Annotated in this window: 11 protein-coding genes and 2 pseudogenes; 6 read left to right on the forward strand and 7 right to left on the reverse strand. The window is 61.4% G+C overall.

All coding sequences use genetic code 11. The annotated features are described in order from the left end of the window. Positions 1 to 32 precede the first annotated feature (32 nt). From ACZ889_RS16375 to ACZ889_RS16385, 3 genes are all read left to right on the forward strand, one after another. Positions 33 to 1484, forward strand: coding sequence for a sensor histidine kinase (locus tag ACZ889_RS16375; protein ID WP_180688181.1), 1452 nt, complete (start codon positions 33 to 35; stop codon positions 1482 to 1484). 307 nt (positions 1485 to 1791) lie between these two features. After that, positions 1792 to 3285: a sensor histidine kinase gene (locus ACZ889_RS16380; RefSeq protein ID WP_476257572.1), complete on the forward strand. Its 1494-nt coding sequence runs from the start codon at positions 1792 to 1794 to the stop codon at positions 3283 to 3285. Then, positions 3254 to 4681 carry a sigma-54-dependent transcriptional regulator gene (locus ACZ889_RS16385; RefSeq protein WP_180688179.1) on the forward strand — a complete coding sequence of 476 codons (1428 nt, stop codon included), beginning with the start codon at positions 3254 to 3256 and terminating at the stop codon, positions 4679 to 4681. Before ACZ889_RS16380 ends, ACZ889_RS16385 begins: the two co-directional genes overlap by 32 nt. A gap of 14 nt (positions 4682 to 4695) precedes the next feature. Here the strand turns inward: ACZ889_RS16385 and ACZ889_RS16390 are convergent, their stop codons facing one another. From ACZ889_RS16390 to ACZ889_RS16400, 3 genes are all read right to left on the reverse strand, one after another. Next, positions 4696 to 4998, reverse strand: a complete 303-nt coding sequence (locus tag ACZ889_RS16390) for a hypothetical protein (RefSeq protein WP_180688178.1) — start codon at positions 4996 to 4998, stop codon at positions 4696 to 4698. 86 nt (positions 4999 to 5084) lie between these two features. After that, positions 5085 to 6437, reverse strand: coding sequence for a GntP family permease (locus ACZ889_RS16395; protein ID WP_003253832.1), 1353 nt, complete (start codon positions 6435 to 6437; stop codon positions 5085 to 5087). A gap of 111 nt (positions 6438 to 6548) precedes the next feature. Further along, complete coding sequence (locus ACZ889_RS16400) at positions 6549 to 7088, reverse strand: gluconokinase (protein ID WP_003253831.1); 540 nt, start codon at positions 7086 to 7088, stop codon at positions 6549 to 6551. 206 nt (positions 7089 to 7294) lie between these two features. On the opposite strand from ACZ889_RS16400, the gene gntR reads away from it, so the two are divergent. The 3 genes and pseudogenes from gntR to ACZ889_RS16415 all read left to right on the forward strand — a co-directional run. Continuing rightward, complete coding sequence (gntR, locus tag ACZ889_RS16405; protein ID WP_003253830.1) at positions 7295 to 8314, forward strand: HTH-type transcriptional regulator GntR; 1020 nt, start codon at positions 7295 to 7297, stop codon at positions 8312 to 8314. A gap of 317 nt (positions 8315 to 8631) precedes the next feature. After that, positions 8632 to 9309, forward strand: a pseudogene (locus ACZ889_RS16410) (PAS domain-containing protein); the annotation flags it as partial. Positions 9310 to 9414: 105 nt separating this feature from the next. Then, positions 9415 to 9846: pseudogene (locus ACZ889_RS16415) on the forward strand (methyl-accepting chemotaxis protein); the annotation flags it as partial. Here the strand turns inward: ACZ889_RS16415 and ACZ889_RS16420 are convergent. The 4 genes from ACZ889_RS16420 to cobM form a co-directional block, all read right to left on the reverse strand. Beyond that, on the reverse strand, positions 9821 to 13093 hold the full coding sequence (locus ACZ889_RS16420) for a transporter substrate-binding domain-containing protein (RefSeq protein WP_476257573.1): 3273 nt from the start codon (positions 13091 to 13093) through the stop codon (positions 9821 to 9823). The pseudogene ACZ889_RS16415 and the gene ACZ889_RS16420 overlap by 26 nt on opposite strands. A gap of 13 nt (positions 13094 to 13106) precedes the next feature. Continuing rightward, on the reverse strand, positions 13107 to 13721 hold the full coding sequence (locus tag ACZ889_RS16425; protein WP_003253824.1) for a response regulator transcription factor: 615 nt from the start codon (positions 13719 to 13721) through the stop codon (positions 13107 to 13109). Between the two features lie 221 nt (positions 13722 to 13942). Further along, a complete protein-coding gene (locus ACZ889_RS16430; RefSeq protein WP_003253822.1) occupies positions 13943 to 14185 on the reverse strand; it encodes a DUF1272 domain-containing protein in 243 nt (80 codons plus the stop codon). 66 nt (positions 14186 to 14251) lie between these two features. Next, complete coding sequence (gene cobM, locus ACZ889_RS16435; RefSeq protein WP_004576572.1) at positions 14252 to 15004, reverse strand: precorrin-4 C(11)-methyltransferase; 753 nt, start codon at positions 15002 to 15004, stop codon at positions 14252 to 14254. Between the last annotated feature and the right edge of the window lie 32 nt (positions 15005 to 15036).

Here is a 15036-nt window from a genome sequence, read left to right on the forward strand (position 1 = left end):
CCTTCTGAAGGTGCCCAGCTGAGGAGTCCGTTATGGACGTCGCCCCTCGTTCCGTCACTCTTGAAGTGCCTGCCGGTAGCGAGCTGGCCGCCCCGCGCAAGCCATTTAACCTGCTGCGCTGGTATGCCTGGGTCAGTCTGGCCATCATTCTTTCGGTGGCTGCCGGGTTGGGGCTGATTTCCAGCCGCTTCATCATCGACGAGAGCGTCGAGCGTGATGCGTTACTCACCGCACAGTTCATCACCTCCATTGCCGATGCCGAAGTGCGCCATGTGTCGATCCCCAATGTGCGGACCATGGGCGAACTGCTCGATCCGCGCACCGACCGCAATAACTTGCCCGACGTCGACCCGCAAGCCCGGCGCAAGGCCCGCGGCGAGTTCCTGGACCATATCGCTCACCTGCCCGATATGCTGTTGGCCAATATCTATGCTTTGGACCATACAGTGATCTGGTCCACCAACCCGGCACTGATCGGCAAGCTGATTGAAGGCGACGAAGACTTGAATCGGGCTTTCGAGTACAAGATGCGGGTTTCGGCCAGCTACCACAATTTCGAACAGGCCCGCTCCGAGCAGAAGTTTATCATCCCGCCCCGGCAGCTATTGATCGAGAACTATATTCCGCTGTTCGATGCCGATGGCGAGCAGGTCACCGCGATGGTCGAGATCTATAAAGAGCCCCATGACCTGATCGCACGCATCGAGCATGGCCTGGTCCTGATCTGGTTGGCCATCACCGTCGGCGCTGCACTGGTCTATGTCGGCCTTTACGGCATCATGCACCGCGCCGCACGGCTGCTGGCGGTGCAGCAGAAACGCCTGATCAGCAGCGAAACCTACGTGGCACTGGGTGAGGTGTCTTCGGCGGTGGCCCATAGCCTGCGCAACCCGCTGGCCAGTATCCGCTCAAGTGCCGAACTGGCCCAGGCGTTCGACGAAGGCCCGGCGCAACGCCAAGTCAACGATATCATCAGCCAGGTCGATCGCATGTCGCAGTGGATCCGCCAGATGCTGCAGTCACTGCGCCCGCTGAACGACGAGGCGTTGGCGGTGGACTTGCCGCAGGCGTTGCAGGAAAGCCTGCAGACCTACGCTGTGCCGCTGGCGCGCAGCGGGGTAAGCCTGGACCTGCAACCCTTACCGGCCGTGCAGGTGTTGGGGCACCCGGTATTGCTGCGCCAGGTATTCAGTAGCCTGATTGCCAATGCCTTGGAGTCGATGGAGCAGGGCGGGCGGTTGCGTATCGAGGTGGTACGTCACAACCGGCGCAGCCTGACTTTGCGCCTGTCCGACAATGGCAAGGGCATGAACGAAGAACAGCAGCGTATGGCTTTTCGGCCGTTCTTCACCACCAAACAGGGTGGGCTGGGGGTGGGGCTGGTGCTGGTGAAACGCATCATGGAACGTTTCGGTGGTACGGTCCGGCTCAGCAGCAGCGAAGGCCATGGCACAAGGGTTTCGCTAAGTTTCCGACTGGCGTGAATTTGTCAAATGACATCAGGATTGTTCAGTAAGATGTTGATATGAAAAGGATTTATGTTTTTTGGGTGATAATCACCCAAATGTGGGGGTTAATCCTCTAATTACTCTTAATAAGTTCTGGCAACCTACTGAAAAATAACATTTTTAATTTGGCATGTTTCTGCTGGCCAAGTTTTTGCAGCGAAGTTTGTGAAGCGCGACACGCGACAAATGGCAGCTGCGACTGCCCAGGTGGATTGCTACCCAGTGGCTGCTGCCATTGGCCTTGATGCAGTTCTGAACGTACGCCCTGCGCGGGAACCACGGGATGCAGATGCTGGAAGACGAAGTGCCCGACAAGGCCAATGCGACCGCCAGCGGACGGGCCGTACCCTTGCGTGAATTCAACCTGCTGCGCTGGTTTTCGGTGATCAGCCTGTTGATCATTACCTCGGTGGCAGGTGGGCTGGGTTATGTTTCGACGCGCTTCGTGGTGCGCGACAGCGTGGAGCGCGATGCCATGCTTACCGCGCAGTTCATTCAGGCAATGGCCCAGGCCGAAGTGCGGCATTCGCAATTGCCGCCTGGCACCACCATGGGCGAGTTGCTGGACCCGCGGCTGGACCTGCAGCACTTGCAGTTCACCCCGGCCCTGGCCGAATCGACCCGCATCGAGTTCCTCGATCATGTCGAGCACCTGCCGGACACCTTGCTGGCCAATGTCTATGCCCGCGACCGCACCATTGTCTGGTCTACCAACGTGGAGCTGATTGGCAAGCGGATAGAGGCTGATGGCGATCTTGAGCGCGCCTTCCGCTCGCGCAAGGCGGTGTCGGCCAGCTATCACAAGGTTGCGGATGATCGTGAGGAGCAGAAGTTTCAGCGCGCACCACGTTACCTGTTCATCGAGAACTACATCCCGCTGTTCGACAGCCAGGGTGAGCAGGTACTGGCCATGGTGGAAATCTACAAGGAGCCGCAGGACCTCATTCGGCGCATCCAGCGCGGCTATGTGCTGATCTGGGCCTCGACACTGGTGGGTGGGGCGTTGATCTACTTCGGCCTGTTCTGGATCGTGCGCCGTGCGGCGCACATGCTGCACCTGCAGCAGGACAGGCTGGTGGCAAGCGAAACCTACGTGGCGCTGGGTGAAATGTCGTCGGCAGTGGCTCACAGCATGCGTAACCCGCTGGCCAACATACGCTCCAGCGCCGAACTGGCCCAGGAAACCGCCAACGCTGCTGCGCAGAAGAACATCACTGACATCATCAGCCAGGTCGACCGCATGTCGCGCTGGGTGCGCGACCTGCTGGTGTCGTTGCGCCCGGCCAGTGACGAACCCGAGGCCGTGGACCTGGTGGCGGCCATCGAGGACACCCACCTGGCCTTCGCCCAGCAGATCGAACGCAACGGCGTGCGTTTCCATTTCGAAGGGCCTGACGTGCAATGGGTGGTCAGCCAGCCGCTGCAGCTCACGCAGATTCTCAACAGCCTGTTTTCCAACGCCCTGGAGGCCATGCCCGCTGGCGGGTTGCTCAATGCCCAGGTCAATGTGCAAGAAGGCGTGCGTGCCGAGTTCGTGCTGACCGACACCGGCAAAGGCATGAGCCAACAGCAGGAACGGATGGTGTTCAAACCGTTCTTTACGACCAAGCAGGGAGGCCTCGGTGTAGGCCTGGCCCTGGTCAAACGCATCATGGAACGTTTTGGCGGCTCGGTCAGCCTTCGCAGCCGCGAAGAGGAAGGAACCCGCGTCAGCCTTACATTCAATATTGCAGCGGGAGGGGAACATGGAGCACAGCATCCTGGTCGTCGAGGATGATGAAATCCTTGCCGACAACATTCGCACCTACCTCAGCCTCAAGGGCTACGAAGTCATCGTGTGCCACAGCGCGGAGCTGGCGTTGGAGCAGATCAAGCGGGCGCAACCTGACGCGGTGCTGACCGACAACTCGTTGCCAGGCATGAGCGGGCACGACCTGCTGCGCACGCTGGTGGCCCAGGTGCCGGACCTGAAAGTGATCATGATGACCGGCTACGGCAATGTCGAAGATGCCGTGCAGGCGATGAAGGAGGGCGCCTTTCATTACCTGACCAAGCCGGTGGTACTGGCCGAGCTCAAACTGACCCTGGACAAGGCCCTGGCTACCGAGCGCATGGAGCGCACGCTGTCGTTCTACCAGGAGCGTGAGGCGCAGAAGTCCGGGTTGCAGGCATTGATCGGCGAGTCGCCGGTGATGCTCACCCTCAAACACACCCTGCGCCAGGTGCTCGATGCCGAGCGGCGCATGGCCAGTGATGACCTGCCACCGGTGCTGATCGAAGGCGAGACCGGTACTGGCAAGGAACTGGTGGCCCGTGCCCTGCATTTTGATGGTTCGCGCAGTAAAGGGCCGTTCATCGAGTTCAACTGCGCTTCGATCCCTGCCAACCTGCTTGAGGCCGAACTGTTTGGCCACGAGAAGGGCGCGTTCACCGATGCCAAGGAGCGCCGGGTAGGCCTGGTGGAGGCTGCCGATGGCGGTACCTTGTTCCTTGACGAGATCGGCGAAATGGACCTGGTGCTGCAGGCCAAGCTGCTCAAGTTGCTGGAAGACCGCAGCATCCGCCGGATTGGTGCCGTGAAGGAACGCAAGGTCGATCTGCGGGTGATCAGCGCCACCAACTGTAACCTGGAGCAAATGGTGCAGCAGGGCAAATTCAGGCGTGACCTGTTCTTCCGCCTTCGCATTATCGCCCTGAAGGTGCCGCGCCTGTATTCGCGTGGGCAGGACATTCTGCTACTGGCGCGGCATTTCCTTGCCCACCATAGCCGGCGTTACGGCAAGCCGAACCTGCGCTTTTCGGCCGAGGCCGAAAGCCTGCTGCTCGGTTATAGCTGGCCTGGCAATGTGCGTGAATTGCGCAACATGCTGGAGCAGACGGTGTTGCTGGCGCCGAACGAGGTGGTGCAAGCGCATCAGTTGAACCTGTGCATGACCTTGGTTGACGAGCCGTTGGTGCAACAGCCGATGGCGGCCATGTTCGAAATACCGCGGCACGAGCCAGAACCGGGTACAAGCCTGCCTGACATGGAGCGTGACCTTGTCTGCAAGACCCTGGACCGCACCGATTGGAACGTGACCAAATCGGCGCGGATGCTTGGGTTGTCGCGGGATATGCTGCGTTACCGGATCGAAAAGTTGGGGCTGACCCGGCCTGACAAGCGTCAGTGGTAGTACAGGCCGTGTCGTCAGGGGTTACCTGTGCCTGAGCTGCCTTCTCCTTGCCGGCCGGTACCTTCCGACCCACTGCCCTCCATCCCCGGCAGATCGCGGTTGTCATTCTGCTTGGCTGGCGGGCTTTGCGGTTCGTTGCCCTGTATGCGCGGGTCGGTGGCCCGCGGCAAAGGCTTCTCGATCGGGTTGAGGGTGCTGTCCGCGCCTGGCTGTGGCGCCGTATTGTGCGGGTCGTCGGGGTAGGTCGGACCTGTGCCGACAGCAAAGGCCAGCGGCGAGGCGAGCAGGGCAACCGACAGGAAGATCGAGCGGGGCATGGCAGGCTCCTTTGCTGTACGGGTAAGGCTCATACTTCCCTTTGGCCTTACCCGAACCGTCAAGGTGCCATTACCCCGATCAACGGTCACACCACCAGCGACAGCAACATGATGAAAATGATGCCGACGATGGACAGGATCGTCTCCATCATGCTCCAGGTCTTGAAGGTTTCTGCCACGGTCATGTTGAAGTACTGCTTCACCAGCCAGAAGCCGGCGTCGTTCACATGCGACAGGATCAGCGAGCCGGCACCGGTGGCCAGTACCAACAGCTCACGGTTCACCCCCGGCACCAGGTCGATCACCGGTGCCACGATACCCGCGCCGGTGATGGTGGCGACCGTGGCGGAGCCGGTCGCGATGCGGATCACCGCCGCCACCAGCCATGCCAGCATGATCGGCGAAATTTCTGCCTGCACAGCCATCTGCCCGATCACGTTGCCTACGCCGGTATCCACCAGCATTTGCTTGAAGCCACCGCCAGCGCCGACGATCAGCACGATGGCGGCAGTCGGTGCCAGGCTCTGGTCGAGCATCTTCATGATCTGCTGGCGGTTGAAGCCGCGGGCCGAGCCGAAGGTGTAGAAGGCCAGTAGCAGGGCGGCGAGCAGGGCGGTGATCGGGTGACCGATCAGGTCCATCCACTGGCGCACGATGTGCTCGGCCGGCAGCACCACGTCGGCGAACGTTTTCAGCAGCATCAACGCGACCGGCAGCAGTACGGTGATCAGGGTGATGCTGAAGCTTGGCAGGTTGCCCTGATCGGACTCCTTGGCGATCTGGTCCATCAGCTCCTGGGACGGGTTGCCCGGGATGTAGCGGGAAATGAAGTTACCGAACAGAGGGCCGGCGATGATCGCGGTGGGCAGTGCGACGATCAGGCCGTAGAAGATGGTCTTGCCAATGTCAGCGTGGAAAATGCCGATCGCCAGCAAGGGGCCCGGGTGTGGTGGCACCAGACCGTGCACCACCGACAGGCCGGCCAGCAGCGGAATGCCGATTTTCACCAACGAGACGCCCGAGCGCCGGGCGACGATGAACACCAGGGGAATCAGCAGCACAAAGCCGATTTCGAAGAACAGCGGGATGCCCACCAGGAAGGCGGCGAACATCATCGCCCAATGCACGTTCTTTTTGCCGAAGGCGCGAATGAGGGTTTGCGCGATCTGGTCGGCACCACCGGAGTCGGCCATCAGCTTGCCGAGCATGGTGCCCAGGGCGAGCACGATACCGACGAAGCCGAGTACGCCGCCAAAACCGTCCTGGAACGATTTCATGACCTTGGCCACCGGCATGCCGGAAGTCAGGCCCAGGAAGCCGGCCGCGAGGGTGAGGGCGACGAAGGGGTGAACCTTGAAGTGGGTGATCAGCAGGATCAGCCCGACGATGGTAACCAGCGCGTCGAGCAGCAGGAAGGTATCAGTAGCCAGTCCGAACATAGTTTGAAGGCCTCGGTCTTATCGTTGTTTTGGGCGTAGCTTTTTGGAGTCTTTGCCGCGTTTACGGGGTGGGGTAGCGCTGTCTTTGGTGAGACGGAAAAGCCGCCGAGGTCAGGCGGTTTGCGCCAGGCCCGGCTCACCGCAGCGCTTTAGCCAGTGGTCCACCGCTTCGGCCAGTGCTTCGATCGGTTGGGTGGCGTCCAATGCCAGCGTCAATGGCTCGCCGCGTGGCGATTCCAGGGCCGCGAACTGGCTGTCGATGAGGCTGGCCGGCATGAAGTGCCCTGGGCGAGCCAGCACGCGTTTTTCGGCCTCGGCAGGCGACAGTTCGAGGAACACGAACACCAGCCCGGGCATGGCATCGCGCAGGGTGTCGCGGTAGCGGCGCTTGAGTGCCGAGCAGGTCAGGATCGGGCGTTCACCGGCCTGGGTGGTGGCTTGCAACTCTTCACCAAGGCGGACCAGCCAGCCGGCACGATCGCTGTCGTCCAGCGGTATGCCAGCGCTCATCTTGCGGATGTTTTCGGCAGGGTGGAAAGCGTCGCCTTCGATCAGGCGGCCGCCGCTTCTGGCAGCGATGGCAGCGCCGATGCAGCTTTTGCCGCAACCGGCCACGCCCATCACCACAATGGCGGACAGGGGAGAATTCATCAGTACCTCCTGCGGGTGAGATAGCGCTGTCTCGCCGTTGACGAACAGCCACCTCCCCGGTGTTATTGGTCTTGTCCTTACGCAGTATGGACGCCTGGTGGCGAGCGCGTGGTGGCTGCTACCAAAGATTACATTGCCTGCATCCTGAGACAGCGCTACCTTAGTGGCCGTTCCCTCTCCTTGCAAGTAGTAAAATTACAACATTCATGTCCCGCACCGGCTCCCGAACTACAGGTCGTCCCACCCTGGCTGAAGTTGCCAGGCTTTCCGGGGTCTCCCCGATCACCGCTTCGCGCGCCTTGCGTGGGGTCAGCACCGTTGCGCCTGACCTGGTGGAAAAGGTCATCGCCGCAGCAGCGAACCTTGGCTATGTGGCCAACCCGGCGGCGCGGGCGCTGGCCTCAGCACGCAGCCAGTCAGTGGTGGTGTTGATCCCGTCGTTGTCCAACCAACTGTTCATCGACACCCTGGAGGCCATTCATGAGGTCATGCGCCCTCGTGGGCTAGAGGTGCTGATCGGCAACTATCACTACGACCTTGCCGAAGAAGAGAACCTGATCCGCAATTACCTGGCCTATCAGCCCTGCGGTATTTTGCTGACCGGCTTCGAGCGTAGCGATGCTGCGCGGCAGATGCTGGCTGCCAGCGGCGTGCCGTGTGTGCACATGATGGAACTCAATGGTGAGCCAGGGGCTTTGTCAGTCGGCTTCTCGCAGCATCAGGCCGGGCGTGCTGCTGCACGGCACCTGATCGAGCGGGGGCGCAAGCGCCTTGCATTCATTGCGGCGCAACTGGACCCGAGGGTGATGCAGCGTGCCGAGGGTTTCCGTCAGGCTTTGGCAGAGGCTGGTTTGCAGGCTGCCGAGCTGGAGGTGTTGGCCCCGGAGCCATCGTCGATTGCCCTGGGCAGTGTGCTGTTCAGCCAGCTGATGCAGCAGGCACCGGATGTCGACGGTATCTTCTTCTGTAACGACGACCTGGCTCAGGGCGCGGTGCTGCAGGCCTTGCGTCAAGGGGTGGAGGTGCCACGCCAGGTGGCGATGGTCGGTTTCAACGATTTGCCTGCGTCGGCGCATATGGTGCCGCGGCTGACCTCCATTCGCACACCACGGGCTGCGGTGGGGCGGGGCGCGGCACAGGCGCTGCTGGCGTTACTGGATGGCAAGCGGGTGACGAATGCGCAGCAGGATCTGGGCTTTGAGCTGATGGTGCGCGAGAGCACCTGAGAGTGCCCGCCAAGGCCTTCTCGCGCGAATGCCACAGGAATGATTGGCCCGAAACGAATGTGCAGCGGGTTTACCTGCGAAGCGGGCGACGGGGGCATGGCACCGGCTGCGCCGGTGTTCGCGGGTGAACCCGCTCCTACAGGCGCTGTCGATGCCACGACTTGCCAACGGCGATCTATGCTCAGAAAACCGCGCATAGGGAGCCCCGCGTCATGTTCGATTTCCACCGCAAGTCTGATTTGGCAGAAATCCAGCGCAGCCGCCAGGCGTTGGCCAATGCGCAAGCCAAACTGGCCGCTATCGGTCGTTCCATGGCGATGATCGAGTTCGCCCCTGACGGCACTATCCTCGACGTCAACGAGCGCTTCTGCCAGGCCATGGGCTACAGCGCCGACGAGCTGCGTGGCAAGCACCACCGGCTGTTCTGTGAGCCGGATTATGCAAAAAGCGCCGAATACCAGCAACTGTGGCGCGAGTTGGGGCAGGGCAAGGCAATCAGCGGTACGTTCGAGCGCATCGACAAGGCGGGTCGCGAGGTCTGGCTGGAAGCCAGTTACATGCCCGTGCTGGACGAGCACCGGCAAGTCACCAGCGTAATCAAGGTGGCATCGGACATCACCCAGCGGGTGGTGCTGGAGCACGAGAGCGAAAGCCTGCTCAAGGCCATCAGCCGCTCCATGGCGGTGATCGAGTTCACCCCGCAAGGCCGGGTGATCAAGGCCAACCAGAACTTTCTCGACACCATGGGCTACCGCCTTGATGAAGTGGTTGGCCGCCATCACGGGCTGTTCTGCCTGGCGCCTGAACGCGAATCGGCCCAGTACCGGGAGTTCTGGGCTTCGCTGAACCGTGGCGAATACCACTCGCACCGCTTCGAACGCGTCAACAAGCAAGGCCAGACTGTTTTCCTGGAGGCCTCCTACAACCCGATCTTCGACAGCAAGGGCCGCCTGTGCAAAGTGGTCAAGTTTGCCAGCGACATCACCCATCAAGTCTGCACCCAGCAAAGCGCCGCCCATGCCGCCCATGCCAGTTCGGTGCAGACCGATGCCTGCGCGCGCAAGGGTACCGAAGTGGTGCAGCAGACCGTGCAGGTAATCGAGCAGATTTCCCAGGAGCTTAACGACGCAGCGCGCAGCATCGATGCGGTAAACAAGCAGTCGGATGTGATCGGGCAGATTGTGCTGACCATTCGTGGCATCGCCGACCAGACCAACCTGTTGGCCCTTAATGCAGCCATCGAGGCCGCGCGTGCCGGCGAGCACGGGCGAGGCTTTGCCGTGGTGGCCGATGAGGTGCGCAACCTGGCCGCGCGAACCAGCAAGGCCACCCTGGAAATCGTCGATGTGGTGCGGCAGAACCACGACCTGTCGCTATTGGCGGTGGCCAGCATGCAATCGAGCCTCAACCGTACCGGTCACGGCGTGGCACTGGCCAATGAGGCGGGGACAGTGATCATGGAAATTCAGCAAGGTTCACGGCACGTCGTGGACGCCATCAGCCAGATCAGCTCGACGCTGCAATTGCATTGAGCGCCTCGCGCATCTCGTCAAGCAGTGCCTGCAGGCTGACTTGCAGTTGCCCGCGTTGCTCAACGGTTGGTAGCCCTCGTGCGTGGGCGTGTTCGATGGCTTCACAGTCTTTGACCACGGTGCGCACCCTGATCATTTTGGCGCCACCCTTGATGCGGTGGGCCAAGGCGCGTACCGCTTCATCAGGGGCGTCTGTGGCCAAGGCACGCAGGGCGGCCAGGTCTTCACTGACGCTTATCGACAACTGCTCCAGCAAATGCCGCGTCAACTGTTCGTCGTCCTGGGTCAGGTGGCGCAATTCGGCCAGGTCGAACCCACCATGGGAAGGCTCCGGCGACGGCTGCTGAGGGCGCACCTGGGGCAGATGGGTCTTGAGCGTGCGCAGACCAATCGGCTTGAACAGGCATTCGTCCATGCCGCTGGCCAGGCAGCGAGTACGCTCCTCGGCCTGGGCGTTGGCGGTCACGCCAAGAATACGGCCTGCTGGCAGGCCGTGTTCGCCCTCCAGGCTACGAATGCGTCGGGTGAGTTCATGCCCGTCCATGACCGGCATGCTGCAATCGGTGATCACCAGGTCAAAGCGTGCTTCCTGCCAGCGAGCAAGGGCGATCTCGCCATTCTCCGCCAGTGTCACGTGGTGTCCCAGGGTTTGCAGTTGCCGTTCCAGCAATAGCAGGTTGGCTGGGTAGTCGTCGACCACCAGAATATTGAGCGGGCCGCTGTTGCTTTCATGTGTCGTGAGTTGAGGGTCCGCTTGTGCCGGTGCTTCGCAGACGGGTAACCGCAGGCTGACTTGTACCCGGGTACCAACGCCCTCGACGCTCTGAAGGCTCAGGGCGCCGCCCATCAGTTCGGCCAGGGTACGGCTGATGACCAACCCCAGGCCTGCCCCTTGACGTGCCCTTGGGCCATCGACCTGAACGAAGGCACTGAACAGCCTGGCCTGGTCGGCGGGGCTGATGCCGATGCCGGTGTCACGCACATTCAGCTCGATAGCCAGAACGCCGTGGCCGGCAACTTTGGGCAGTAGCAGGCATGCCTGCACTTCACCACGGTCGGTGAACTTGATGGCGTTGCTGATCAGGTTGGACAGAATTTGCTTGAGTCGCAGTGGGTCAGCCAGCACCCATACCGGCTCTGCAGGCAGCTCGCCCTGCAGATGCAACCCTTTGGCCCGGGCATTGCCTTCGAACACCCGCAGCGTGGCGCGCACCAGTTCGACCAGATTGGTAGGCACCGGTTGCAGGCTGATATGGCCGGATTCGATGCGGGAAATGTCGAGAATATCGCCAATCAGCTCAAGCAGGCCAATGGCCGAATCATGGGCGGTCTGCAAGGTCTGGGAGTCGCTGCGGCCGCTGCGGCTATCTTCCAGGGCCAGTTCCAGCAGACCGATCACCGCATTCATCGGGGTACGGATCTCATGGCTCATGGTGGCCAGGAAGGTGCTTTTGGTCTGGCTGGCCTGTTCGGCATCGTCTTTGGCCTGGCGTAACTGTTCCAGCAGCCCACGGCTCAGCGCGAGCTGTGCCTGCAGTGCGTGCTGTGCCTCGGTTCGCTGGTTGATCAGCTTGCGCAGGTAGCTGTTCCAGAACACCACCCCGGCCAGCAGTAGGGCCGACAGCACCAGCACCTGCAAAGCCAAGGTGCGGTAGTCGCGCCATGGGCTGTCGCTCACCAGTGTGCTGGTGCGCCAGCGGTTGATCAACTGGTCCAGTTCTTCAGGTGGAATGCTTAGCAGCGCCTTGTCGAGAATGGCCTGCAGCTGTGGCTGGTCGGCGGCTACGGCAAAGGCGGCAATGGCCGGGGCGTCGTCGAGCACGCTGGCAATGCGCAAACGGTCCTTGAACACATGGCTGATGTAATAGGCAGCATTGATATGGCTGCTCAGGGCCACGTCGGCAACACCGTTGGCCACGGCCTCCATCTGGCCCAGGGGGTTGTCAACTTCGACTATCTCGGCCTGCGGGTATCGCTGTTGCAAAACGGCCTGCTGCGGTGAGCCGCGCACCAAGGCGATGCGCTTGTCATCCAGGGCCTTGGTCTGTGCAGGTGATTCACCGTCGTTGCGGGTGACAAGCACGCGCGGGCTGACCAGGTAGGGGCGGGTGTAGCGCAGTTGCTTCAAGCGGTCGGCACCATAGCCCAGCGCCCCGATCATCTGTGCCTCGCCGTGCACCAGGCGGTCGATCATGGCCTGCGATGAAGCACTCTCGACGGGTGTGAACTGCAGCCCAGTGCGCAGCGAGATCTGCTTGAGCAGGTCCAGGGTGATACCGCTAGGGCGGTGCTGAGCATCGTTGAACGTCAAAGGTGCCAGCGAGGTATTGACCAGTACGCTGATAGTGGGGTGGGCGGTAATCCAGGATTCTTCTTCTTCGCTCAAGGCAGTGAGGTGGCGCTGCAGCAGCAGGCTGGTGTTACCACTGCTCCAGCGGCGCAGAATGTTCAGGCGTTCACTTTCGCTTATGCGTGACAGCGCCTTGTCCACCAGCCGATGCAGGCGCGGGTTGTCGCTGGCTATGGCGAAGGCAAAAGCCTCTGGAGCCAGTTGGGAGAAATGGTCGATTTTCAACGTGCCCTGAAAACTTTTGCCGATCATGTAGTCGGTGCTGATCGCATCGCCCAGATAGGCGTCTGCCTCGCCCAGTACCACAGCGGCGAGCCCGGCCAGGGTCGAGCGGTACAGGCTCAGTTGCGCCTTCGGGTACAGGGTGCGAACGCTGACGGCCGGCAGGTAGTGATCGACCATCGCCAGGCGCAGGCCGGCGAGGTCGGGCGTGCTTTTCAAGCTGTGCCCCTCACGGGTGACGATCACTGGCAGGTCGTCGGCATAGGGGGTGCTCAGGCTAAGCTGGGCGTCTGCCGCTTCGAAGGCGTTGGAGCTACCTAGCAAGTCGATATGGCCATCACGCAGGGCAGTGATGGCCTCGTGACGGCTGTCAAAGCGGCGTACTTCAATGGGTATGTCAAGCTGTTCGCCGATAATGCCGGCGTAGTCTGCGCTCAACCCCTCATAGTCATGCTGACTGACATTGATTTCGAACGGGGGGTAGTCGGGGCGCGCACTACCCAGTATCAGGCGTTGGCGATTTTTCAGCCAGTGGCGATCATCGCCGGATAACGTCAGTGGGGCAGCGGCACTGATTGAGCGCGCCAGCAGATGGCGTGGTTCGCTGCTGGCCTGCAGCACCGTGGAGTTGGCCAGACCGATAGCCAGAAGGACGCTCGCCAGCAACTGTTTCATGGTAGCCGAGCGCTCAATAGACGCTGTTGCGCTTGGCCAGGTCGACCATTTCCACGAGAGACTCAGTCTTGAGCTTTTCCATGATACGGCCCCGGTAGGTGCTGATGGTCTTGGCGCTGAGGTTCATGCACGTGCCGATGTTCTTGTTGTTCTCGCCGCGCGCAAGGCGCCGCAGCACTTCCATTTCTCGGTTGGAGAGACTGGCCAGGCGCACTGGCTCGCTCTCCAGCGAGTTGCTGTTGACCGACATTTGCGGAAAGGTCGAATAACCTTTGGTCAGGGCCTTGAGGGCGAACAGCAGGGCCTCGTGGTCCTCTTCCTTGGTGACGAAGGCACCTATCCCGGCATCCAGGCAGCGGCGTACATACAGGTCAGTGGCCTGGCCGGTCAGCACCATGATCTTCGGTACCGGCTCCAGGCTCTGCAATCGCTTGATGACTTCCATGCCGTCAAGGCCAGGCAGGCCGATGTCGAGAATGACTACGTCCGGGCGCAGTTCGCGGGCTACCTGAGCCACTTCACTGCCATTGCCGACCTCGCCGATGACATGGAAGCGCTCGCGCTCGAGCAGTAGGCGCAGGGACAGCCGGACAATGGGGTGGTCGTCGACGATCAGCACGGTTGTCATGAGGAAAACTCCTGTAGGGATGTGGTCCGCTTCCTGGAACACTCAGGAATACGTCTGCAAGTGGGGTTATCGGAAGCGCTGCACGATACGACCATTCCCGAAGTTTGGTAATGCCGAGTATAGAAGTGTTGAAAACCCCAGTGCTTTTTGTTGAAAAGTCCTACAAGAAACAGGAAAGACATCACCCTGAGAAAGCGGTGATGCCGCTTCTTTGCAGTTGTTCAGGCGCAGGCAGCGTGCGGTTTGTGTATACGCAGTGTGGAGGCAGGGTTGTTGGCTAATGCCTGGCCGACCCGCGTCGGGCGGGCTACCAACTGCCCGGTACAATTTGGGCAGCGGCCTTGGAAGCGGGTTTCGGCACAGGCACGGCAGAACGTGCATTCGAAGGAGCAGATCATAACGTCGGGGCTGTCACCCGGCAGGTCGGCATCACAGCACTCGCAGTTGGGGCGTAATTCCAGCATGGGCATGGCTCCTGTTCGCAGGCGGGAACCCGGAGTCTGCTACGCCCGAGGCAAGGCTGGCAATGTTCAGTCGCCAGGGCGGTACAGGTGGGCATGCCCGGCACGGTACAAGGCCGATTCGGCGAACGGTGTATCCCCCAGTACGTGGCCTACCAGGATCAGCGCCGTGCGCCGGAAATCCTTGGTCGCTACGCGTTCGACGATATCACCGAGGTTGCCGCGCACCCAATCCTGGTCTGGCCAGGTGGCCCGATGCACCACCGCAACCGGGCAGTGCGCGCCGTAATGCGGCATCAACTCATCGACAATGCGCGACAGGTGCTTGACCCCCAGATGAATTGCCAGGGTGCTGCCATGGCGCGCCAGGTCCCCTAACTGCTCACCCGGCGGCATGGGCGAGCTGTCGCCATAGCGGGTGAGGATCACGGTCTGCGCCACTTGAGGCAAGGTCAGCTCGCAGCCGAGCAGGGCGGCGCTCGCTGCCGTGGCGGTAACGCCGGGGATGATCTGGTAATCGATGCCCAGCGCCTGCAGGTGGCGAATCTGCTCACCGATGGCGCCGTACAGGCTGGGGTCGCCGCTGTGCACCCGGGCCACATCCTGACCTTTTTCGTGTGCGCTGCGCATGGCAGCGATGATCTGTTCCAGATGCAGTTCGGCGCTGTTGATCACGGTTTCGGCCTGGTGGCCTTCGAGCACGGCGGCGGGTACCAGTGAACCGGCATAAATGATCACCGGGCACTGACGAATCAGCCGTTGGCCCTTGACCGTGATCAGCTCCGGGTCGCCGGGGCCGGCACCGATAAAGTAGATGGTCATGCAAAGTCCTGGCAAAAAAGAGGGTACGAAAC

It is taken from the genome of Pseudomonas sp. TE3895 (genome assembly GCF_056278855.1).